Raw genomic sequence first — 21,756 nt, 5'->3', positions numbered from 1 at the left:
TTTGCCAAAAGCTAACGACTAAGGGATTTATTCAATTTAGCGCGATTGCGTTCCCCTGCCCTGAATTGATCTGATCGGCAAGCGGCTTGCTCAGTAATCCCGTTGGGCGGTAAGCTCGAACAGTTAGCGAGCACGGGCATGGGGAAACATTGTGGCAATTGACGAACAATTGATTGAGGTAGGCAAGCTGAAGTGGTTTTACCGGCAAGCTAAGCCCATTGGCAAAAGTGATAAGCTGCCGGTGCTGTTGCTGCACGGTTTACCCTCCCAGAGTTACAGCTGGAATGAAGTTTTGCCGGCTTTGGCAGAGCAAGGTTTTCGCGCAATTGCCCCGGACTGGATCGGGTTTGGCTTATCGTCTAAACCAGACCGGCGCGACTTTGCCTATACCCCAGATGCGTTTATTGACGTGCTTGCCGGCTTTATTCAAGCTTTGGAAATTGAGCGATTTTATTTAGTTGTTCAGGGATTTTTGGGTTCTGCCGGTTTGCAATATGCGCTGCGTCATTCACAGCAAATTGAGCGCTTGGTGATTCTCAATACGCCGGTAACGACTGATTCCAAGTTGCCTTGGAAGATTAAGCAATTGGGTTTGCCGCTGGTGGGAGATATGATGACCCAAGACCCGCTACTGGTTGACCGAACTCTCGAAGGCGGCAGTGGTTACCAAATATCTGATAAAGATTTAGATGTTTACCGGCGTCCGTTTCTCAAGAGTTCCGACGCTGGGCGCAGTTTGCTCTACACCGTCAGAAATATGCAGATGGTTCCAGCAATGGCAGAAATTGCCGCCGGCTTTCCTGCATGGCAGCAACCCACTTTGATGATCTGGGGAATGAACGATCCTTGGCTGCCTTTTTCCCAAGCACAAACCTTTGCTAACAGCCTTCAAAATGCAGAATTTGTCAAACTAGAAGAAGGCCGGCATTACCCCCAAGAACATTGGTCTGAAAAGGTGTGTAATGCAATGATTCCATTTCTGCGCCGGCAAGAAATTTAGCCTGATTGTTTTCTATTTTGCTAATACCCAGGTTCATTCCCTGGTTTCCACTTAATATTGCAGCCGATACTCGGCTTTTGTTCTGGGTTAACTGGCTGATCGGCTAGCACTGCATCAAGCGCAGATCGTAAATCTTTGCCTGTGACAGGCAGCCCGTTACTAGGCCGGCTATCATCCAATTGGCCGCGATAGATTAGTTGCCGGTTGGCGTCAAATACAAAAAAGTCTGGTGTACAAGCGGCTGTGTAAGCTTTGGCTGTTTCTTGGCTGGCGTCATAACCGTAGGGGAAAGTGAAGCCGAGTTCTTGCGCCATTGTTTTAAGTTTGTCGGGGGCATCTTCTGGATGGGTTGCCGCATTGTTGGCGCTGATCGCCAGGATGCCAACATTTTTGCCACTATAGTCTTTGCCAATTTGTGCAAGTTCTGCTTGTACGTGCTTGACGAAGGGACAGTGCCGGCAAATAAACATTACCAGTAGGGCTTTTTTGCCGGCAAATGTGGCCAGAGAAATTGTTTGACCGGAAACGACATCCGGCAGATGAAAATCTGGCGCTTGAGTTTTTAGCGCCAACATTGTTGATGGGGTTAATGCCATATTATTCGCTGCTCAATCTTTAATTTATTCCATCAGTTTAAAGGCTGGCAATCTGAACACACAAGTGAAAGTTTGGGGTGCTGCAATTTGAAAGGAAAAAATAAATTTAACGGCTGAAAATAACTTTTCAAAAATACTTGCAAATCTATCTTTGGGGGGATTTAGAGAAGACACTCGCGCCCTTAGATGTAAAGCATCTGATTAATAAAGAAGGGCGCACTCCTAGTTAAAAGCAACAATGATAAATTCTTTTAAGCCGAACTCCTCAGCAATTCCCGATGAGTTCATTACTCCTGCTAGCTTGATTATTCAAGCCACCACCAACACAGAACGCATTCATCTATCTGGTTATTGTATGTCTGTTAGTGGGGTGCTTATGGCCATTTCTCAAACATTGGAGGAAAACGGCGGTAGCATCACCCACTGCACTGTGCAAACGGACACACTCAACCGGCAACTTTTAATGGAATTACAAATGCCGGCGCTTTCAACACTGGAAGTGATTCGTCGCGCTATCCATTCAGCCGATGGCATGATCCAACGGCTTCAGATCGACTATGGTATCCGGCCAATGATGCCGGCATCGGCAGAGGGCAGCGATCACACAGCACACGGCAATAGCCGGTTTAATACTTTTCCAAAGCCTTGCTTAGGCTGCCGCTACTATCATGGTCAGCACTATGGGGGCCACTACTTAATTTGCGCCATTCATCCTTATGGCCCAGAGGAAAAAGAGTGCCGCGACCGGCAAGAATAAAACTCTGGAAGTATGTGGAAAATCCCTCAAAATTTGTCGAAATGTTAATTTTTATTAAAAAAATAAATAATTCTATACGTTTAAATAAACTTTAATGAAAGTTCAGGGAATTTGCAGTTTATACTAAGTTGTAATTTTCAATACAATTTTCATAGAACCCTAAATAAATTTAACAAAGTGTACTTATTATGATAGCTAACGTGACGACTGGGCCTAGACCGAGCTTTACCCGCGATGAACTGCTGCAACGCTATGCATCAGGGGCGAGAGATTTTAGTCGGGCAAGCTTAAGTAAAGCGGATCTCAGTGAGACAGATTTGAGTGGGGCGTATCTCAGTGGAGCCGGTTTGAGCAAAGCCGATTTGAGGGGAGCCAAACTCATTAAAGCTAACCTGCATGGAGCAAGTCTCAGTGGGGCAAATCTGAGTGGAGCGGACTTGAGCGGAGCGGATCTGAGCGGCGCACACTTAAATTGGGCAGACTTGAGCGGAGCCAACTTGACTGGAGCGATCCTGACAAGCGCAGATGTGAGCGGCGCTAACCTCAGCGGAGCCAATCTCAGCGGAAGTCAGCTCAGTCTCACCTACTTGATTGGCACCAATCTGAGCAAAGCCGATTTGAGGGAAGCCAATCTCACCCAAGCTAGTTTGAGCAAGGCAGACTTGAGTGGGGCTAACCTAAGCAAGGCAAACCTCCGGGGGGCGAAGCTAAGGCAAACGAACCTGAGCGAGGCTGATTTATCTCAGGCAAACTTGGCAGGCGCGAACCTAAGCTCAGCGAATCTAAACAACGCGCACTTAAATGGGGCGAATCTGAGTGAAGCCGATTTAAGTGAAGCAACCTTAGGACGTGCTAATTTGAGCAAGACAAACTTGAGCAAGACAGACTTAAGAAATACTTGTTTAAAGCAGGCTAATTTGAGTGGGGTTAATCTGAGTGGGGCAGAATTGAGTGGTGCTGATTTAAGCGGAAAACTGCTAACCGGCGCGAACTTGAGTGGTGCCGGCTTGAGCTTAGCAAATCTCAGTGGCGCTTACTTGATTCAAGCGAACTTGAGCGGTGCTAATCTTGCCGGCGCGAATTTGAGTGGCGCACATCTAATTGGCACCAATTTGTCTGAGGCAGATTTGACGAGAGCAAACTTGCGAAATGCCAATGTAGCAGACGCAAATCGTCAGGGAATCAAGCTGAAGGGAGCCACCTTACCCAATGGCAAAATCTATCAATAGATTTTAACGAGAGAAATTGCGATCTTCCCTGAATATAAATACTCAATTTAACAGTTCAATTTTAAAATTGAGCTAACTTTTCGATGCAGTTTTTTCAGTGATTTTTTAATTGAAGTGGGTGCCGGCAGAAATTCTTCAAGTGTCGATTCATCTAGACATTCAAGCCGACAGTAGTGTCGTAGGGTGGGTTAGCAAAACATACCCTAGCCCAACTCAGAACCCACTCAGTGCTTAAATACTTTGCTGATCAGCATTACGAACCGTCACTTCAAAATCATCGCAAAGTTTATTAACCAGATCTTCCATTTCTCTAAAAAAATAATCTCCCACTTGTTTTCGATTTAATACTTTATATTTGCGATAGATTTTGGCAAAGTCTTCATAGATTTCCTCTTCTGTAACATTTGATTTAATCTTAATAATCAAACGTTTGCCGTCCTCAGCATTCCGCACATATTCAAAGAGATCGCTAATTTTTAAGGCAAATTCTTGAATACGTTCTCCTTTTAAAGCTTCTTGTTCATTACGCGCATCGAGGATAGCAAGAATATCAAATTGATATGCTGTATTGCTAGGTTCTTTGCCTTCAGCAACCTTAGTGGGTTTCTTTTTCTTTGGCTCTGGTTCTTGGGTTTCAACTTCAATGATGCCGATTTGGTTATCAAAATAGACTTCGATTGCGTCTTTAATATCATCAGTCCGGTGTAGTCTATTGTAAATGGTATTGAACAGACGCAGGAATTCTAGCAAGCTAGGTTCGCTGTACTTCTCATCTAGGCTAATCACATACTCAATGCGGTTGAGGATGGTGAAATACTGAGCAGCTTTAGCTTTGGTGCCGGCAGTGCGCTTGGGGTTGGCATCAATATACTTTTCGATGCTGCTTTCTAAGTCGAGGCAACTTTCAGGATGATTGCGTTTAGCGTTATTGTTGAAAATTGCGAGAAAGACCTCAAAGAATTGCTCGTAAACATCGGATTTTTTAAGCTCTGTAAACAGAATTTCTAAAACTCGTTTGTCACTGTGAGGATCGAAGTCACTAACAACGACATCCGAAAAATGCTCGAAGGCATCTTTGATATTTTGGACGTTGACATTGTTATAGGAAAAATCAACGATTTTACAATCATTTTTGTATTTGGCAGTGCGGTTTACCCGTGAGATAGCTTGAATCGCGGCAATGCCTTTAATTTCTTTATCTAAAAATAGGGTGTGCAGTTTTTTCTCGTCAAAGCCAGTTTGTAATTTGGCTACCACGATGATTAAGCCATTTTTCTTGAGGGCAAAGCTTTCTAAGACTTTTTCTTCGGTGAGTCCTTCGTTTAGTCCTGTGGCGCTTTGTTCGTCTTGGTTGCTGGAGTAGACAATATGGATAGGAGCGCCGGCATATTTGGCGTATTTGGGCTGTTTGATGAGTTCGTTGAAATGTTGGGTTACAGCTTGTTTGTAAGCGATTGCTGCTTTAATCGAATACACCGCCAGCATTGCTTTGCCGGTGCCTCGGATTTGCCGATAGACATCTTTCACCAGCAAATCGGCAACATATTGGGCAATGGCGTTGATGCGCTCGCGGTTTTCATAAATTTGCTTTTTATCGGCATCTTTGTAATTTGGCTCGGTGAAGCCCTCCAGTTCATTGCTGGGGATGTCAAACAGCATCTTAGAGGCGACGGGGACAATATTTTTCAGGGGGTTGAGAATAAAGCCGTCCTCAATGGCTTCTTTCATGGTGTAGGAGTCGAAGGGAACCCAGAGTTTTTCGCTTTCGGCATAGCCGCTAAATTCACCAAAGCGGGCGAGGGTGTGATCGTCGGGGGTGGCAGTGAAGCCGACTATCAGGTTTTTCTTTGTGCGGGTTTGGTTGTATTGCTGCTGTGAGTCAAAGGGGGTTTGCAGTTCGTCAAAGATATTGACCATTTCTTCGTGTTGATCGCCACTGTTGGAGCGGTGAATCTCGTCGATCAAAAAGACGATGCGGAGTTGGGCGAGTTTTTGTAGGGTGTCGGAGTCGAGCATTTCTCGCACAGCCCCAAATTTTTGCAGGTTGACGATGACTAAACGGGTGTCGGATCGGAGGGCTTCTTGGAAGGTTTTTTTGTTATGTGCCTCAATGTACATCCGGTTATCGATGTTCATATTCAGCATTTTCGAGTCGATCTGGCTGCGGAGTTGCAGGCGATCAACCACAATCATAATTTTGTCGTAAATGTATTCACCGTTGCGGCGTAGATCTTTGAGTTGTAGAGCTGTCCAGCCAATAATGTTGGATTTGCCGAACCCGGCAGCATATTGCAATAGGAGAGAATAGACGTTTTTGTTGTTAGCGTAGGCTTTGCGCTTTTCGATAAGTTCCTGACGTTTGGCGGTGGAGACGTGGGCTAGCTGCTGTTCTAGCTGGTGAATGAAGTAGTCGTCTTCGGCTTCATGTTCTAAGAATTCGTCAATTTTAGCCAGAATTTTATCGGTGCCGAATTTTTGTTTGGGACGGGGTGAGATTAGTTGCCCAATTTCGTTTTTGAGTTCCTTTTTACCGTTGACAACGTAAACATCCCGCTCAATAAAGTTGTAGTAGAGGATTTCTTTTTCAATGAAGCTTTTGCCGTAGTGGGCAATGAAGAGTTCTTTGAGTTTTTCCTTTTGTTCAGCGGTGGAATTAAGCAGTGGATAGGGTTTGAAGGCTTTGACAACTTTCTTTTCGTACTCTTCGCGATCAAACTTCCCTTCGCGGCAGGTGGTGAGGATGTCGTCGAAATAGTCAGAGAGCGTCCGAATGACGTAGGTTTCGGCTATGTCGGTGGTGGTGATGTGAATGGCTTTTTCAAAGATTTTGAGAAAGTCTTTGCGGTAGGAGTCTTTTTCTTTGTCGCTGAGGTGAGGATTTTGATCAAAGGTGTCGTGATAGATTCGGACAGCATCAAAGTAGTCTTTGATGACTTTACCCCGTCCATTCTTACGGGCGGTTTGGTTGCTGAGGTTAGATTTTAGTTCGCTATAGCCGAGGTAAATGCCATTAACAAAGAGGCAGAGATCAGGACGGAAGGAAAAGATTTGTTTGCTTTGATAGTGGTATTTATAGGGCAGTTCTTGAACAACAGAGAAGATATTTTGGGCAAAGAGGCTGCTGTCGTGAATTACGCTGTCGTCGGTGTAGAATAGGTGGAGTTTGATGCCTTGCAGGGTAACGGATTTGTTGGCATTGATGAAGAGGGCCATGTTGCGGCTGCTGGCGATGCGCTCTTGGATCAGTTCGATTAGATCTGCTAGCAGTTGTTGGGCGTTGCCGCTATATTTTTTGAGTAGGGCTTCGTAGGGCTTTTCGTTGAGTTCGGTGGTGGAGATGAAGGTTTGTAAGTCTTCCTCGATGATCAGGGAATTGGTGATTGTGTTGGCTTTAACTTCTTGGTAGCCTAAACTTTCTCGAAAAAAGGGGATGAGGAATTTGTCTTGCAGGTGCAGTTCACTCATAGGTCAGACTACCTTTATTTTGCCTGTGACAACATCGTTAATCAGGGTTTTACGCAGTTCTTTGAGTTTTTCGATTTGGGTGTTGATGGTTTGAATAATTTGGTCAATTTGGGCGGTTTTGGTGTCGAGGTAGTCGGCGATCGCTTTTTGTTCGGTAAGAGGTGGAACAGGTAGCAATAGCCGCTTTACTCTATCTACCGCCAAGCCAGGTTGAGCAGCAGATAGGGAATACTGATTAAGATTCATAATCCTAAGTATTTCTCCATACCATTTGATGTGGACGAAAGGCTTTAAGTATGCAACTACTGCATGTTCAGATGCCCAAAACTTTCCAGAGGCATAATTAATATTGCCGCACAAGGCTCCTTGGCGACCTATAAGAATATGATCGCCATCGTTTGTATATTGTGAACAGTAGCCTCGCAAACCATTGCCGCCATAAACTGGATATTGACCTGTGTCTTCTATTTGTTCTGAAACAATGTTGTCTCCACTCTGAAGGAACGACAAATCTTTGATACGCTTAATAACCCAATGCTCAGGCACTTCACCGATCCACTCAATTCCGCTATCCTTCACCGGCACAGATTTATCAAGCCCCCGTGTCACAGTTTCATTGATGAGAGACTGCTTGAGATCGCCGTATAGCGCTGCCTTCTGGGTGAGTAAGTCAATTTTGCGATCTATTTGGCCGGTTTTGGTGTCGAGGTATTGGGCAATTGTTTTTTGCTCGGTGAGAGATGGAACCATACAAAATAGTTTGGCTACATTGAAAATAGAGATTCTGGGTAAAGTAGCACCTTTAATATAAATACTGGCTTGAAATCTCATGATAGAAGATGTGAGCAAGTAACTGAAATATTTTGAATTAATATCTTTCTTGTTTGGTCTCAAAATAATAAACGATGAGCCAACAACAAAATCTTTTTCTTCATATATTGCAACTGATTCAGATATTGTTCCATCTTTGCTGTAAAGAACATCAAACAATTTTGGATTGCAGCCATTGCGAACTAATTTTTGATAGTCCAAATTAGATGTATATAAGCAGTTCTCGAAATCCAAACTTCCATTTTTTAGATTTACTACAGTTAAGAAGGGGTAATCTTCTGATGATGTGTCAGGTGAGGTATGTGCGCCGTCAGTAACTTTTTTGCAAATTCGCTTTATATGAGTTATTTTCCACTGATGAGGTACTTCGCCGATCCACTCAATCCCACTATCCTTATAGGCTTGATAACGTTCAATTTTCATAATGCCAGCCCCTTTTCAACCTTATTTAACTCCTCATCAAGAGCGGTAACTTCTCCTAAAATCTCCTCTACACTTCTTAATTTCTCAGGCTTATAAAACGCCTTATTAAAATTAATTTCCACTCCCACCACATTTTCCAAATACTCAAACGGCTTAGTAATATACTTCGCCATAAACGCCTGGATCTCTGCCCAGTTCGCTGCCTCATCTCGATGAAACGGAATAATCTCATAATCCTTCTGATAATCCGGCGTTAATTCCACCGTAATTTCTATTCGTTCAGGCTGGGTTTTCGTCCCCTTCTTAAACGCTGCTTTCACAACAATCTGACCACAACCCAACGCCTCCCGCTTACCTAACCCTTCTTTAATCAGCGTTTCCTGGTCAGCATCAAAGCTATACAGCGCCTTTTCCGTCGTCACAACCAATGGCTGCTCTTTGTAGTCCAGCGAACTCACAAAGGGCTTAATATCTTGCTCATACACCTCAGCCAAAGAGCCAAACCGCTCCGAATCATACTCCGTAATCGTAAATTCCGTTAACGTCCGTTCCCCGTTTTCCAACTTCAGCGGCGACAGCTTCTGACTGGTTTTGCCCTCCTTGAGACGACTGGCAAAAGTCCTGCCCTGCTCATCCACATTCGTGAGCCTAATCGCCTGCTTATTGAAATAGAAAAACTCTTTATCAAACACTCGTGCATAATCGTTATCCACGAATCGAGCTAGAGTTTCCACAATCTCCAATCGGCTAGCTTCATCCACCTCTTTCCGCTTAGATCCCTTGCTCTTTTTCAGCGGCTTAAATTTCTCACTGGCATTAATCAACATCACGCGATCACGGCGATTGACGGGTTTATTCTTGTTCAGTACCCAGAGATAGGTGTAAATGCCCGTATTAAAAAACTCATCCGTCGGCAACTGGATCACCGCTTCCACAATGTCCGAATCCAGCATCCATTTCCGAATATTGCTTTCTGCCGAACCTGCATCACCACTAAACAGCGTCGAGCCATTATGAACCACAACTCCCATACCTAGGGCATTGAGTTTCGAGATCAAATGCTGCATAAACAGCAATTGGCCATCTGAAATAGACGGCAGATACTCAAACCGCCCAGTTTTGTCATTCTCAATGTCTTTCTTAAAGCCTTTCCAGTCCACCCCATAAGGCGGATTGGCAATCACCACATCAAATTCATCGTTATAAAACTTGTCATCTGTGAGCGTGTTACCGTGCTCAATCTTAGAATCTAGTCGAAACCGACTTTCAATCTTGGCTAAGGCGTAAAGCGCATCATTCCAGTCTTGCCCAAAGGTTTGAGTTAGCCGCTTTACCTTGGCCTTAATCCGGTCTTCCACCCCAAAGAGCAAATTACCGCCGCCACAGGTGCAGTCATAGATTTTCAACAGGCGATCCGAGTCCTCAATCTTAGAAGCGATAATCTCAGCAATCAGCCCAATTACATCGTCAGGTGTGAACTGTTCCCCTGCCGTCTCTGCCGAAATGTCTGCCCAACGACGTTTAATGTGTTCTTCTAGCGTCGTAATTGCCGAGTTATCAAAGGGTTTGAGGTCAATGCCACTCCATTCCTTCGTATAGCCCAACAGCACCTTTTTCGCTTTGAGCTTGGCAATGATGCCTTTAATATCAAGAAACTTCTCCCCCTCGGCAGCATCCACTCCCAACAAATCTTTCGTTTCCGCATCAAAGCCGTGTAGGTATGCCTCAAAATCAATATCAAAGGATTTATCGTTGTGGCAAATATCCTTTAGAGTTTGATTCTTCTCAAAAATATAAACGTTATAGCCCTGTCCCCTGTCCTGAATTAGCTCGATTAAATCTTCTTGAGGAATATCCTCTAACGCCTCTTCACCAATTTCTGCCTTTAGTAGATCAAACATCCTGACCAAACGGCTTTCAATCATCACCAGGGCAAAAAACGGCATCATATATGATGGCCATTCCGACTCTTTGATGCCACAGCCTCGCAGCAGATCGGCGGTTGCCCAGATTTTAGATTCGTATTGGAGAATGTTTGGAGTTGTCATGGAGCAAATTTATCTTTCGTTTTCACTTATTTGATGAAGGATCAGCCTCACCGGAAAATCTCTTCACTGTCCCCTGAACCATGCAGTGCAGGGATTATATTCATTCTCTAAAAATGGACTAGGGTGCGTCAAATGAAAATAGAGAGGGAGGATAGCCAATTTCAGCAGTATACAAGCTAGAAATAACTGAAAGTGCAGAAGAACTCAAAAAGAGAGGGCCACTCACAAAACAGCCGGGGGAAAAGAAACGGTGCAACTATTGTATCGACTCAAAAGCGGCAAAGCAGTTTCCCCTGTCCCAAGCAACTGGGATTCTTTATTAATTATCCAACTGGATCAGGGAGCATTTTAGAGGGCCAAACAGCTATTTGTCCCGGAAAACATCCTTCGATCCTATCGGTTAGGCCGGTTTTGCCCAATAGAGCAGCCGGCACCGCAGCACAAAATTTTGCCGGCATCTGATCATTTGGAGGCAAAGTGTACTATAATCTAAAACTGCTGGAATAAAGCGCGGCTTGGTAACTGGCTTGGCAAGTTCAATAAAACTTTGCAAATCCTGTAAAACCGAGCAATCTGAAGGAAACTTTGGTGCCGGTGCTACCGTTAAGGCAAAACTTACAGGCGTCATCAGTGCCGGTGTTGCAAACAAGCACGGTAAAACAAGCGAAGACAAGAAACATCTGCTTGGGTTGCTAAGTTTAAAAAAACCTTGTATTGTGTGAGATGCGGGTTTGCTGATTATCGCGCCTTGGAGTTTGGTCGCCTTGACCCTAGGGAAGAGGTGCGTCGTTAGCTAAGATCAGAAGAAAGATAAAAACGTGTATCATTCTGTGTGCTAACTGCCATAGAATAGAACGAGAGAAGAACGGGATGTAGCGCAGCTTGGTAGCGCGCCTGCTTTGGGAGCAGGATGCCGCAGGTTCAAATCCTGTCATCCCGATTTAATTTTTACACCGACTAGCCGTCACTGCACTTCTGTTGCCGGCTTGAATGCTATTGGTCTAACAACTTAGCAACTGCTTCATCCTAAAGATAGATATTTTCCTATCATCGGTTAGGAAAAGTGCCGGCTATCCCAAACAGGGAGAGGACAATTTATTAATAATTCCGTTTAAGTAGTGTTTTATTAGTAAATGGCAAGCATCTGTTTATTCTGCTAAGAACAGGATAAAAAGCATACTTATCAGCATACTTTAAATAAAGTGATAGCCATAAGGCATGATTGATTAACCATAAGTTTAAACATTCACAAAGAAAGTAGAACGATCCGGTAAATTTTTCCTTTCAGAAAAACCAAATAGAGGCAATCACCTGAAAGGAGTATGATTTCCAGCAATCAAAGGGCGGCGTTTGTGTTAACATCCTACCAGCAAGACTCAGCCAGTTACCGAGGGATAAACATAATTCCTATGCATTGAAAGGCAATTGGGTTCAACTTATAAGTGGAACTCTTTCCTAAAAGGCTGAGTCAAGTACGGTTGAGTCCTCAAAGCCGGCAGCACTCTATAGATTCGGGAACAATTAACGGATCTAAACGATTCTGTAGTGGAGAACAATTTTGTGTTAGCCTGATCAAGTTGTTTTATCAGGCCAAGGGTGGCACGATTAACGCTCAGATCAGTTACAGCAGCCGGCAGAGGTTATAAACCAGTAGTAGGAGTATTGAAGAAATTAAACGCTTGACGATGAGTGAGCAACCTGAAAATATATTAAGGAAAATTAGCCGCTCAGTCGTTCAGCCAGATAAATCTGAGAAAAAAATAAAGATGTTTTGAGCGCACAAAAGTTCCGTTTTTTCTAACACTGTTGCAATATCAAGACTCGGAGAAATTATGAAATCACTGATTCGGTGGAGCGCTACGCTGGGTTTAATTGGCACTGTTTTGCTAGCACCGCTAACCGGCAGCATCAAAGCGCTGGCATTGCCCGAAGATCAAATTATGGAAAAGCTGAAACTGGTGCCGGTCTTCACCATTACTGATGCACAGGGAGCACCCTTAACAGCGACGGTTCCCAATGGAGACAAGCAGACTTCAGTTGCCGGCATTTTTATTAGTCAGCTAGACGCTCAAGCATTCATTGATAAGCTAAAAGCCAAAGATCCTCAACTGGCAGGAACCGTGAAAGTCGTGCCGGTGTCCCTGGCTGAAGTTTACCAGATGGATCAAGCCAGCCAAGACAAACCAGATGAGCTGGAAATTGCTTATGTGCCGATGAAGCAGCAGGTGGATGCAGCCGTGGCATTGCTAAAGCAACAGGGACAACAAGTTAGCCAATTTAACGGGGTGCCAATGTTTGTGGCGACAGGTGGGCCAGATAAAGGCTACCTGACGATTCAGCAGGGTGAGCAAAGCGTGATCCCTATCTTCTTTAACAAAGATGACTTGCAGACGATGGTTGCCCGCTTTGAGCAACAACAGCCTGATTTAGCCGGCAAAGTGCAAATTAAGGTTGTGGATCTCGAAGGCGTAATTGAGACGCTGCAAAAAAGTGATGATCCGCAACTGAACCAACTGGTGCTGATCCCACCCCGCGAAACGATTGACTATTTACGCGCCAACCAACCGGCAACTCCAGCAGGTCAAAACGCACCTGCGCCGGCTCCTCAACGATAGGAATTTTGGATTTTGGGTTTTAGAATCATCTAAAATCTAAAATCTAAAATTGCATGGTTGTCTCAGGGTTAGAGCTTTGGCAGTGGCGAGTTGAGGCGAAGGCGGGTGCGGTAGCGGCAGATATCCCACCGGCAGAAGTGGACTGGCTACTGCAAGAAGTAGCCGGTCTTGACCGTTTAGCGCTGCGGCTGGAATCTTTTAAAGAACGTTCGCAAATTCCCCTGCAACTGCCTTTGCCTGAACTCACCCAACTATGGAACCGGCGCTTATCAGAACGAGTGCCGGTTCAATATTTAGTAGGACGAGCACCTTGGCGGAATTTTTCCCTCACTGTTTCATCGGCAGTCCTAATCCCACGTCCGGAAACCGAGTGTATTATCGATTTGGCGGTTGCCGGTTCTACAACGGAGATGCAGCAAGGACATTGGGTAGATTTAGGTACCGGCAGCGGTGCGATAGCAATCGGCCTAGCTGAAGCATTGACAAAATCACGAATTCATGCAGTCGATTTCAGCCCTGCTGCCTTGGCCATCGCGCAACAAAACGCCCAGCAGTTAGGGTTTGCAGACAGAATTCAGTTTTATCAAGGTTCTTGGTTTGAGCCTTTGGACGCCCTAAAAAACCGACTCAGTGGCATGGTTTCTAACCCGCCGTATATTCCCGCCGGCATCATAGCGCAGTTGCAACCCGAAGTCGCCAAACACGAACCACATCTGGCGCTTGCCGGTGGTGAGGATGGTTTAGATTGCATCCGGCATTTGGTAGAAACCGCGCCGGCATATTTGCGTCCCGGTGGTATTTGGCTGATTGAAATGATGGCGGGACAAGCCGAGGCTGTGGTGGAATTACTCAGCCGGCAAGAAAGTTATGAGAGAATTCAAATATTCCCCGATTTAGCCGGTGTTGAGCGCTTTGCAATGGCTTACATTCGCGCTTAATTTTTAGTGATTAGTGATGCAGGCATCAACCCGTTAATCAGCGAGTGCAAGATAGGTGAAGGTGCAACAGTCATGACACAAGTTTCACTCGACGCGCTCGTAATCGGCGCAAAATCTGGCAAATTAGTGAGTTTTCCAACGGATACGGTGCCGGCATTGGCTAGCCGGCCTGACTGTGCGGAATTGATTTTTGCTGCCAAGCAGCGCACACCCGATAAACCTTTGATTTTAATGGGGGCAAGCTCAGCCGATCTGTGGCCTTATGTCACCGGCACCCCTGAAGAATTGCAAATTTGGCAACAAGTGGCGGATCAATACTGGCCCGGTGCCCTGACATTGGTGCTGCCGGCAAGCGAACGCGTCCCCGCAGTAATGAACCCCCTAGAACCCACGACTATTGGCGTGAGAGTGCCAAATTACGCCCTAGCAAGGCAAATCCTAGCGCAAACCGGCCCACTCGCCACGACTAGCGCCAACCGCAGCGGTGAGCCGGCATTGCAAACAATGGCAGAAATTGAAGCGCACTTCCCTGAAGTTTTCACGCTGCGGTTAGATAAAGCCCAGTTAATCTCACCAAACGCCGGCATTCCTTCCACCGTCGCCAAGTGGACTGGCCGCAGTTGGGAAATCTTGCGTCAGGGAGCGCTAAAGTTAATCTAAGCGTAATGAAGATCAGTTATGAGTTAGCGGCCAGCGATTCGCTAATTGCTAATTGTTAATGCTAGTTATTAATTGCTAATCGCTTTAACTCAAAACTATGGACTGGAGTAACTGGGTATATCTACTTTTTGGGCTGGGGCTTGGGGTTGGCGGGAGTTGGCTATTGCGCTCACAAAGCTCGATGCGAAAATCTAACGAGCCGGTTAGCCTAGAGGCTGCAGCGCCCAATCAAGACGTGCCGGCGCTCTTGGAAAAGTTAAAACAAACAACATTAGCGTATGAGATGGCATCAGAGATGAGCCGGTTTAAAGGGGGTTTTTTAGCAAGAACTTCTCATGAACTGCGCTCGCCACTTAATGGCATGATCGGTGCCTATCAATTAATTTTGGCTGATCTGTGTGACGACATAAATGAAGAACGAGAATTTTTAGCACAAGCTCATGAATCAGCCTTAAAACTGTTAGAACTTTTAGATAGCATCCTCGTTGTTGCTAAAACTGAGCATGGCTCAGATAGGATGCAAATTCAGCCACTACAGTTAGCTGCGATTTTAAATTCAGTTAAAGATTTGACTCATTTGCCGGCAGAGAATCGCAATTTGCGTCTGCCAGTCACACTGCCTGATCCAGATATTTACGTTTTAGCAGATGCTCGCCGCCTCACCCAAGTGTTAGTTTATCTGGTAGACAGCGCCATTACCCAGATGCAACACGGCAGCATTGCTATTTCTGCCGATTCGTCACCGGCATCAGGAGTCGCCTACATTTGGATTGATACCCCCGTGCCGGCAGTTTGGGATAAAGCTGTTTGCTTGGGTTGGAACGAACCTTTAGACTCAGTACCATTAGTGCCGGTGACAGACGGTGAATTTAGCGCCAACTTTGATCTATCAACCGGCATGAAACTGCTGATGAATCAGAATCTCCTAGAAATGATGAATGGGCGCTTAGAAGTTGTAGCGCCACCAACATCTTCCTCAGAAGCCTCCAACCAGATCAGAATTCAATGCTCACTTCCACTGGTAATTCCTGAGCCGGAATCTGACTAACGAGCAGAGGATTGTGCAGTACCATTGTTGTACTTTGGTTTTCCTCGAAACCAATGCGTTCGTAAAACTTTTGCTGGTGGGTTGTCATCAGGTAAACCCGCTCAACGCGACTCAGTCGGGGATGGCTTAAAACAGTTTGCACTAACTTGCGTCCCAAGCCGGCACCTTGATAGTCTGGATGAATCACCACGTCCCAGATCGTCCCTCGATAGATTCCGTCGGATGTAGCGCGAGCAAATCCAATCATGCGATCCCCATCCCAAACACTAATGGCGGGTTCGCTATTGGCAATTGCAATCGCTAAATCTTCGATTTGCCGCTCCTGTGCCCAAAAAGCCGCTAACTTAAACAGCTCTTGAAGTTGCTTGAGATCGATTTTTGACTTACGGTCGCAAAATTGAATATGACTGCAATCCATTGTTTTTAATTCCCTGTTACCTGGATTTGCTTTGATACTGACTATACCTTGCACAAACTCATTTTTCCGCACCTACCCCTGTAGAATAAATCTTTCAATAGAAATATTTTCTGTATTTCACAGGAAAACTAGCAAGCGTGCGGTCATGAATGTTAGAAGATGCTCATAAATGTACGGTCAGGAATGTTTAAGTTTATGATTGCCCTGCTGTCTCACTGTAGAATGCTTAGCGCGGTTTGGAGAACCAAGAGTTATCATTAGCTATTTTTACTCATTTAGTCTCGGCAAGCTTTTCAACGGTCTAGTCGCGATGATTGCGCTGTTTAAGCCGCCTTTAAAACTTTAAATTGACATAGATAAATTTTGATTCTCTATCCAAAATAGTATTGCTTTTTACAGAAACTTTCAACCTTTAGGAAGATTTAGCAGGAGATTTTTGTTGAGATTTGCTGACATTTAATCAAGCACTTGAGTTAGTAACTGTAAATATTAGCTTATAGATTAGAGAAGTTTTTTTAATGTGTTCAAAGATAAAAATAAAGACGCGGTTGATCGCGCCTTTACTAAATGGGATATGGGGAATGGGGCAAGGCTGCGCCAACCTAAAGGTATGGGCATTGGGCATGGGGCATGGGGCATTTTCTTGTGTTCCCACTCTTCCCCTCTCCCACTCAGGACTCTAACGTATCCAGCGGGCGGCGTCTTTGGCGTGGTAGGTGAGAATTAAGTCAGCACCGGCACGTTTGAAGCCGGTTAAGGTTTCCATCACCACTCGCTCTTCATCAATCCAACCATTAAGGGCAGCCGCCTTAACCATCGAATATTCGCCAGAAACGTTGTAAGCAGCCACCGGCAGGTTTGTTGCTTCCTTAACGCGCCAGATGATATCCATATAAGCCAATGCCGGTTTCACCATCAGCATATCCGCCCCTTCTGCGATATCTAGGGCAATTTCCTTCAGCGCTTCCCGTCCATTGCCAGGGTCCATTTGGTAAGTCCGGCGATCGCCAAACTGCGGTGCCGAGTCAGCAGCATCGCGGAACGGCCCATAATAAGCCGAGGCATACTTAGCCGCGTAGGACATAATCGGCGTGTCCTGGTAGCCGGCAGCATCCAATCCTTCCCGAATGGCTTGCACAAACCCATCCATCATCCCAGAAGGCGCAATAATATCAGCACCGGCTTTTGCTTGCGCCACGGCTGTCTTTTTCAACAACTCCAGGGTGGGATCGTTCAAAACTCGACCCGTCAAGTCGCCGACTTCCAGAAAGCCACAGTGCCCGTGACTGGTATATTCACACAAGCAAGTATCCACAACCACAACCAGATCCGGCACCGCTTCTTTAACGGCTGTCGTGGCTTTTTGCACAATTCCGCAATCGTGCCAAGCGCCGGTGGCGTCAATATCCTTATCTTCGGGAATGCCAAATAAAATAATAGCGGGGATGCCGAGGTCGTAGACTTCCTTGGCTTCTTGTACGATTTTGTCTACCGAGAGTTGGTAAACTCCCGGCATGGATTTGACCTCTTTAGCAATCCCCTCTCCTGGCACGGCAAATAGAGGGTAAATCAGATCGCTTGTGGTCACTACATTTTCACGTACCATCCGACGCACCTGAGGATGGCTGCGAAGGCGGCGAGGGCGATGGATTGGAAACATGGCGTTTGTTAACGGTCAAAAAATATCAAAGATCCAGTCTAAAACTTGTCGCTGCCCTAACAAAGCGTATTTAGGTAACGTTCTGTAACATTTCCATAAAAAGAGGGGTGCACAGCCATGCACCCCTCACGATTTATCTTAACTAGCCAATGATGCTTAGACTTGAGCCGCAACGGGTTCAGTCTCAGCAACTGGGTTGGCGTAAACACTTACTTTCTTGCGGGTTTTTCCTTTGCGTTCAAAGGTGACAACGCCATCAATCAGGGCAAACAAGGTATCGTCACAACCAATGCCGACGTTGTTGCCTGGGTGAAACTTGGTGCCGCGCTGGCGTACCAAAATATTGCCGGCTCGGACGGTTTGGCCACCGAAGCGCTTGACGCCTAGGCGCTGGGCATTAGAGTCGCGTCCGTTGCGTGTACTGCCGGTTCCTTTCTTATGAGCCATAGTTTCCTCCGAGTCTCTTTACAATTTGTTTTTGGGGCTAGGGGTATGGGAAGAGGGAAAGAAAGACTTCTCAATAACCGTACCTTTAGGTTGGCGCAGCCATGCCCTATGCCCTATGCCCCATTCCCTTTACTTATTCTGCCGCAGTTTCATAGGCGTCTTCTGGCTGAGACGCTGGCGCGGTAGATGCCGACTCGTCGGCGCTGAACACTGAGCCATTCAGACTGATGGAGTTAATCATCAGGCGAGTGATTTCTTGCCGGTGTCCCCGCTTATTACGGGTTTTCTTTTTGGGCTTCATCTTGTAGACGAGCACTTTCCGGCCCCGCCGGTGTTGTAGCACTGTGGCTTCGACGGTTGCGCCTTCGACGAAGGGCTGACCGATACTAACACCGCCGTCGTGCTGAACGAACAAGACTCTGTCGATGGTGAGGTCTACGTCTGGTTCTACAGGAAGCAGCTCGATATCATAGAAGCGGCCCGGTTCTACCCGTAATTGTTTGCCGCCGGTTTCGATAATTGCGTAAGTCATGGATTTGTTGAGTAAATTGCCGTACAGGTAGCTGAGCGATCCCGCTCATGGGGCGAGGGCCAGCTTTTGCTTTGCCAATTGGCGCAGCCTGACCGTAGGCCATACCTGATCCGAGCCTGAATAGACAGCCAACCTACAATTGTTATAAATTTTTACCGATTGTGTCAAGAAATTGGCTGGATTAATTGAAGGTGGCCAGTTTTGCCTGTGACAATTATCTTGTAGAAAGTGATGCCGGTGGACAAATCGACGCAAACACGGAACTGCTAATTTGGGTAAAAATTCCGGTTAATTAATGAGTTTAAGTAGACTGGCCGGTTAAAAATCAAAGTCCAAAATTGATATCCTCCCGTGGTTGATACTGAGGACAATCCTGGCATGGCCCTATGGGATTAACCGCACAGCGAATATAAGCCGATTTGGCATTAAACCGGCACGAAGGATCGCCAAGGAATTGGCCCACCCTTTCAGGAGGACGCGTATCTGGAGAAAGTGCGAGGCTTCGCAGCCCCCGTGCTGCTGCTGCTTCCCTCGCCGCCCTCAGCCGCGAGGTTGCCCGCGCTTCTGCCAGCCGCCGGCTCCATAAAGATAGCAAGGGCGGTGTTAAACCCAAGATAAAAATTAATAAAATCTCTAACACAATAGGCTACCTTAAAATTTTTTAAATTAAAGCTTAAAACAAGGCTCTTATAGTTTTTTGACTTTCAACTTATATTTTTTCTCGATTTTTAAGAGTTGTCAAGCCTGAAGATTAAAATGACTGTTAAAAATTAAATCTTATTTTTTAATAATTTTCTGAAGCCAGCTAAACTTTCATGGTTAAAAGGTTAAATTCTTGCAAAGAAAACTTGCTAAGTGCAAATCCGCATACTTTTCAGAGCGGCTTGGCTAGCCTTGAGCGTTTCCTGATTGATTCCAGCTTTATTAAATCTATTTAATTTTAAAAAAATGTTACATTTACTTCCAATTCGCGCCCTCAAAAGCAAGACTTTTACTATGAGCCATAGTTCAAGATAGGAAAATCACAAAACTTACACCTATGAAGATAAAACCAAAGGATAAAAAGCTCAACAATTAAAAAATTATAAAAATGCCGGCAGTTTACCTACAGTTATCAGATAATAAATAAAACTAAAAAGTGTGCCTCAGCATTTGTTAAACGCTCCCCATTGTAGATACTGGCATTAAGATTGGTATCCAACAGATGGTTATCACAACAAAGGTTGACTCAGTCACTCGTAGCTCAGCAGCAGCTTTGAGCCGTGGCTATCAAAAACATATTTCCCCCAAAAAAGGGTTTTCCTGTGCGTATCGGGTACTACATGGAAAAGAGTCTTGCTCGGAATTTATCAAACGTACTATCTTAGAGCAGGGTTTAATTGAGGCGATTGCTATCTCTCGACATTGGCTGCAAGCTTGCAAAGCTGCCAATCAAGTTCTGAAATCTAAGATTGGAACGCCCGATCCAAACAAGGAAGCACAACGTCGGCGTCATGATAGGAATGGCGGCAATCTGGCAAACAGTCGTTGTTCTGAGTTTCTTGAAGATGGCTGTGAGGCGATTAGCTGCGGCTTTGAAGCTTGGGAGGGATGCGCCGGCTGCCATTCTGACCTTGCCTGTGGAATACTTAATTATAGCGGTGCAGATTGTGGAAGTTGTGGTGGATAATCTTTTGATCGAAGTATTTAACGTTTCAGCACCGGCTCTTTAATGCAGCAAATCTCACAACCCATTGATCAAGACTTAGTGCTGATTGGCGGCGGTCATAGTCATGCGATTGTACTGCAACTATTTGGGATAAACCCACTGCCCGGAATCCGGCTAACGCTGATTTCAAATACACCTCATGCGCCTTATTCGGGGATGCTGCCTGGTTATGTTGCCGGCTTTTATAAATTTGATGAGTGTCATATAAATTTACGAAAATTAGCACAGTTTGCCGGAGCTAAACTAATTATTGACGAAGCAATCGGTTTAGATTTAGCGAACAATAAAGTGTTGTGTGCCAATAGTTTGCCGGTGGCGTTCGATGTAGTATCGGTTGATATTGGCAGCACTCCCGCCACAATATCAGTACCCGGTGCGACTGAATTTGCAATTCCAGCAAAGCCGGTGCCGCAGTTGTTAGCGATTTGGCACCGGCTGCTTGAAGAAATTGCAGAAATTCCTAAAAAACCCCTCAGTCTTGCCATTGTTGGTGGGGGTGCCGGTGGTGTGGAACTGGCATTGACTATGGATGCACGCTTACGGCAAATTCTTGAGCAGACTGAATTGCCGGCAGATATTCTACAAATTCATATCTTCCATCGCGACGGTGAAATTATGCCCAGCTATAACGGATGGGTACGCCGGCGCTTACAGAAAATTCTGAGAAAACGCGCTATTCAACTACATCTAGGGGAAACCGTCTGTGCGGTAGAAAAGCAGAATTCATCTTTAATAGTTCATTCTGAGTCGGGTTTGAGTGTGGAGTGCGATCGCATTTTTTGGGTAACTCAGGCATCCGCACCGGCTTGGCTTCAAGATGCCGGTTTAGCGACGGATGAGCGCGGTTTTATCCAAGTGAGCGAATTTCTGCAATCTATCTCTCACCCCCAGGTTTTCGCTGCCGGTGATGTTGCCACCATAATACAGAATCCTTGCCCCAAGGCTGGGGTGTTTGCAGTGCGGCAAGGCAAACCTTTATATGAAAACCTGCGGCGAAGTTTGCTAGCAGAGTCCTTAAAGCCATATCAGCCGCAGAAGCAATATCTCTCTTTAATTGGCACCGGCACTGGTTCGGCAATTGCATCCCGTGGCGCTTGGGGTTTTGGCCCTTCGCCATTGCTGTGGTGGTGGAAGGATTGGATTGATCGCCGGTTTATGGCCCAGTTTAACGCGCTGCCGGTGAAGTCGAAGTAATTTTTGGTGTTTCAAACTGAAAGCAATTCCTTCCTCAAGCAGCGAAAGAGGGATGAGCTGTCTTTATATATGGGTTGGGTGGCTCAATGCCGGCTTTGTGATCTGCCGGTGTAGTACGGTGCCGGTGTAGTACGGAAGAAATTTTTGGCTTCTTTGCCTCCTTGTCTGAGCTTTTTCTAGGCATAGA

The 21,756-nt window shown here is 45.6% G+C and carries 21 protein-coding genes and 1 tRNA gene; 11 read left to right on the top strand and 11 right to left on the bottom strand.

Going from position 1 to position 21,756, the window contains the following annotated elements; genetic code table 11:
• Window positions 1-151: 151 nt before the first annotated feature.
• On the top strand, window positions 152-1,000 hold the full coding sequence (locus tag H6F73_RS09765) for an alpha/beta fold hydrolase (RefSeq protein ID WP_190758594.1): 849 nt from the start codon (window positions 152-154) through the stop codon (window positions 998-1,000).
• Window positions 1,001-1,020: 20 nt separating this feature from the next.
• Here H6F73_RS09765 and H6F73_RS09760 read toward each other — a convergent pair whose 3' ends face one another.
• Window positions 1,021-1,596 carry a thioredoxin family protein gene (locus tag H6F73_RS09760; RefSeq protein WP_190758593.1) on the bottom strand — a complete coding sequence of 192 codons (576 nt, stop codon included), beginning with the start codon at window positions 1,594-1,596 and terminating at the stop codon, window positions 1,021-1,023.
• A 238-nt stretch (window positions 1,597-1,834) separates the two neighbouring features.
• On the opposite strand from H6F73_RS09760, the gene H6F73_RS09755 reads away from it, so the two are divergent.
• Complete coding sequence (locus H6F73_RS09755; protein ID WP_190758592.1) at window positions 1,835-2,353, top strand: hypothetical protein; 519 nt, start codon at window positions 1,835-1,837, stop codon at window positions 2,351-2,353.
• 188 nt (window positions 2,354-2,541) lie between these two features.
• A complete protein-coding gene (locus tag H6F73_RS09750) occupies window positions 2,542-3,582 on the top strand; it encodes a pentapeptide repeat-containing protein (RefSeq protein WP_190758591.1) in 1,041 nt (346 codons plus the stop codon).
• 231 nt (window positions 3,583-3,813) lie between these two features.
• Here the strand turns inward: H6F73_RS09750 and H6F73_RS09745 are convergent, their stop codons facing one another.
• The 4 genes from H6F73_RS09745 to H6F73_RS09730 form a co-directional block, all read right to left on the bottom strand.
• A complete protein-coding gene (locus H6F73_RS09745) occupies window positions 3,814-7,047 on the bottom strand; it encodes a DEAD/DEAH box helicase family protein (RefSeq protein ID WP_190758590.1) in 3,234 nt (1,077 codons plus the stop codon).
• A gap of 3 nt (window positions 7,048-7,050) precedes the next feature.
• Complete coding sequence (locus tag H6F73_RS09740; RefSeq protein WP_190758589.1) at window positions 7,051-8,301, bottom strand: restriction endonuclease subunit S; 1,251 nt, start codon at window positions 8,299-8,301, stop codon at window positions 7,051-7,053.
• Complete coding sequence (locus H6F73_RS09735; protein ID WP_190758588.1) at window positions 8,298-10,349, bottom strand: N-6 DNA methylase; 2,052 nt, start codon at window positions 10,347-10,349, stop codon at window positions 8,298-8,300. The genes H6F73_RS09740 and H6F73_RS09735 overlap by 4 nt, the downstream gene beginning before the upstream one ends.
• A 400-nt stretch (window positions 10,350-10,749) precedes the next feature.
• Window positions 10,750-11,022: a hypothetical protein gene (locus H6F73_RS09730; RefSeq protein ID WP_190758587.1), complete on the bottom strand. Its 273-nt coding sequence runs from the start codon at window positions 11,020-11,022 to the stop codon at window positions 10,750-10,752.
• A gap of 193 nt (window positions 11,023-11,215) precedes the next feature.
• Here H6F73_RS09730 and H6F73_RS09725 point away from each other — a divergent pair.
• The 5 genes from H6F73_RS09725 (at window position 11,216) to H6F73_RS09705 (ending at window position 15,610) form a co-directional block, all read left to right on the top strand.
• Window positions 11,216-11,289: transfer RNA gene (locus tag H6F73_RS09725), tRNA-Pro, on the top strand.
• 892 nt (window positions 11,290-12,181) lie between these two features.
• On the top strand, window positions 12,182-12,964 hold the full coding sequence (locus H6F73_RS09720; protein ID WP_190758586.1) for a Tic22 family protein: 783 nt from the start codon (window positions 12,182-12,184) through the stop codon (window positions 12,962-12,964).
• Between the two features lie 53 nt (window positions 12,965-13,017).
• Window positions 13,018-13,902 carry a peptide chain release factor N(5)-glutamine methyltransferase gene (prmC, locus tag H6F73_RS09715; RefSeq protein WP_190758585.1) on the top strand — a complete coding sequence of 295 codons (885 nt, stop codon included), beginning with the start codon at window positions 13,018-13,020 and terminating at the stop codon, window positions 13,900-13,902.
• A gap of 72 nt (window positions 13,903-13,974) precedes the next feature.
• Entirely contained in the window at window positions 13,975-14,562 is a 588-nt protein-coding gene (locus H6F73_RS09710; RefSeq protein WP_190758584.1) for an L-threonylcarbamoyladenylate synthase, read from the top strand.
• A gap of 181 nt (window positions 14,563-14,743) precedes the next feature.
• Entirely contained in the window at window positions 14,744-15,610 is an 867-nt protein-coding gene (locus H6F73_RS09705; protein WP_347239511.1) for a HAMP domain-containing sensor histidine kinase, read from the top strand.
• Here H6F73_RS09705 and H6F73_RS09700 read toward each other — a convergent pair.
• Window positions 15,558-16,028: a GNAT family N-acetyltransferase gene (locus tag H6F73_RS09700; protein WP_190758582.1), complete on the bottom strand. Its 471-nt coding sequence runs from the start codon at window positions 16,026-16,028 to the stop codon at window positions 15,558-15,560. The genes H6F73_RS09705 and H6F73_RS09700 overlap by 53 nt on opposite strands.
• Window positions 16,029-16,546: 518 nt before the next feature.
• Here H6F73_RS09700 and H6F73_RS09695 point away from each other — a divergent pair.
• Window positions 16,547-16,711 (top strand): hypothetical protein, encoded by a 165-nt coding sequence (locus tag H6F73_RS09695; protein ID WP_190758581.1) that lies wholly within the window; start codon window positions 16,547-16,549, stop codon window positions 16,709-16,711.
• Here the strand turns inward: H6F73_RS09695 and hemB are convergent.
• The 4 genes from hemB to H6F73_RS09675 form a co-directional block, all read right to left on the bottom strand.
• Window positions 16,708-17,688: a porphobilinogen synthase gene (gene hemB, locus H6F73_RS09690; RefSeq protein ID WP_190758580.1), complete on the bottom strand. Its 981-nt coding sequence runs from the start codon at window positions 17,686-17,688 to the stop codon at window positions 16,708-16,710. The genes H6F73_RS09695 and hemB overlap by 4 nt on opposite strands.
• Window positions 17,689-17,844: 156 nt before the next feature.
• Window positions 17,845-18,135, bottom strand: coding sequence for a 50S ribosomal protein L27 (gene rpmA, locus H6F73_RS09685; protein ID WP_190758579.1), 291 nt, complete (start codon window positions 18,133-18,135; stop codon window positions 17,845-17,847).
• 133 nt (window positions 18,136-18,268) lie between these two features.
• A complete protein-coding gene (gene rplU / locus H6F73_RS09680; protein WP_190758578.1) occupies window positions 18,269-18,667 on the bottom strand; it encodes a 50S ribosomal protein L21 in 399 nt (132 codons plus the stop codon).
• A 325-nt stretch (window positions 18,668-18,992) separates the two neighbouring features.
• Entirely contained in the window at window positions 18,993-19,307 is a 315-nt protein-coding gene (locus H6F73_RS09675) for a DUF6464 family protein (RefSeq protein WP_190758577.1), read from the bottom strand.
• A 564-nt stretch (window positions 19,308-19,871) separates the two neighbouring features.
• On the opposite strand from H6F73_RS09675, the gene yidD reads away from it, so the two are divergent.
• Window positions 19,872-20,336, top strand: a complete 465-nt coding sequence (gene yidD, locus H6F73_RS09670; RefSeq protein ID WP_190758576.1) for a membrane protein insertion efficiency factor YidD — start codon at window positions 19,872-19,874, stop codon at window positions 20,334-20,336.
• Window positions 20,337-20,378: 42 nt separating this feature from the next.
• Complete coding sequence (locus tag H6F73_RS09665; RefSeq protein ID WP_190758575.1) at window positions 20,379-21,569, top strand: FAD-dependent oxidoreductase; 1,191 nt, start codon at window positions 20,379-20,381, stop codon at window positions 21,567-21,569.
• A 34-nt stretch (window positions 21,570-21,603) separates the two neighbouring features.
• Here H6F73_RS09665 and H6F73_RS09660 read toward each other — a convergent pair whose 3' ends face one another.
• On the bottom strand, window positions 21,604-21,753 hold the full coding sequence (locus tag H6F73_RS09660) for a hypothetical protein (RefSeq protein ID WP_190758574.1): 150 nt from the start codon (window positions 21,751-21,753) through the stop codon (window positions 21,604-21,606).
• Window positions 21,754-21,756: the final 3 nt, after the last annotated feature.

The organism is Microcoleus sp. FACHB-68, from assembly GCF_014695715.1.
In the GTDB taxonomy this organism is placed as follows: domain Bacteria; phylum Cyanobacteriota; class Cyanobacteriia; order Cyanobacteriales; family Oscillatoriaceae; genus FACHB-68.
Note: the sequence above shows the minus strand (reverse complement) of the source record. Positions and strands in the feature narration are given on the sequence as shown.

Bases quoted from the DNA above. Each gene is read 5' to 3' on its own strand.
- H6F73_RS09700 (WP_190758582.1), bottom strand. From the start codon at position 16,028: ATGGATTGCAGTCATATTCAATTTTGCGACCGTAAGTCAAAAATCGAT.
- yidD (WP_190758576.1), top strand. From the start codon at position 19,872: ATGGTTATCACAACAAAGGTTGACTCAGTCACTCGTAGCTCAGCAGCA.
- rplU (WP_190758578.1), bottom strand. From the start codon at position 18,667: ATGACTTACGCAATTATCGAAACCGGCGGCAAACAATTACGGGTAGAA.
- prmC (WP_190758585.1), top strand. From the start codon at position 13,018: ATGGTTGTCTCAGGGTTAGAGCTTTGGCAGTGGCGAGTTGAGGCGAAG.
- H6F73_RS09720 (WP_190758586.1), top strand. From the start codon at position 12,182: ATGAAATCACTGATTCGGTGGAGCGCTACGCTGGGTTTAATTGGCACT.
- H6F73_RS09750 (WP_190758591.1), top strand. From the start codon at position 2,542: ATGATAGCTAACGTGACGACTGGGCCTAGACCGAGCTTTACCCGCGAT.
- H6F73_RS09760 (WP_190758593.1), bottom strand. From the start codon at position 1,596: ATGGCATTAACCCCATCAACAATGTTGGCGCTAAAAACTCAAGCGCCA.
- H6F73_RS09740 (WP_190758589.1), bottom strand. From the start codon at position 8,301: ATGAAAATTGAACGTTATCAAGCCTATAAGGATAGTGGGATTGAGTGG.
- H6F73_RS09660 (WP_190758574.1), bottom strand. From the start codon at position 21,753: ATGCCTAGAAAAAGCTCAGACAAGGAGGCAAAGAAGCCAAAAATTTCT.
- hemB (WP_190758580.1), bottom strand. From the start codon at position 17,688: ATGTTTCCAATCCATCGCCCTCGCCGCCTTCGCAGCCATCCTCAGGTG.
- H6F73_RS09695 (WP_190758581.1), top strand. From the start codon at position 16,547: ATGTGTTCAAAGATAAAAATAAAGACGCGGTTGATCGCGCCTTTACTA.
- H6F73_RS09710 (WP_190758584.1), top strand. From the start codon at position 13,975: ATGACACAAGTTTCACTCGACGCGCTCGTAATCGGCGCAAAATCTGGC.
- H6F73_RS09735 (WP_190758588.1), bottom strand. From the start codon at position 10,349: ATGACAACTCCAAACATTCTCCAATACGAATCTAAAATCTGGGCAACC.
- rpmA (WP_190758579.1), bottom strand. From the start codon at position 18,135: ATGGCTCATAAGAAAGGAACCGGCAGTACACGCAACGGACGCGACTCT.
- H6F73_RS09755 (WP_190758592.1), top strand. From the start codon at position 1,835: ATGATAAATTCTTTTAAGCCGAACTCCTCAGCAATTCCCGATGAGTTC.
- H6F73_RS09745 (WP_190758590.1), bottom strand. From the start codon at position 7,047: ATGAGTGAACTGCACCTGCAAGACAAATTCCTCATCCCCTTTTTTCGA.
- H6F73_RS09705 (WP_347239511.1), top strand. From the start codon at position 14,744: ATGCGAAAATCTAACGAGCCGGTTAGCCTAGAGGCTGCAGCGCCCAAT.
- H6F73_RS09665 (WP_190758575.1), top strand. From the start codon at position 20,379: ATGCAGCAAATCTCACAACCCATTGATCAAGACTTAGTGCTGATTGGC.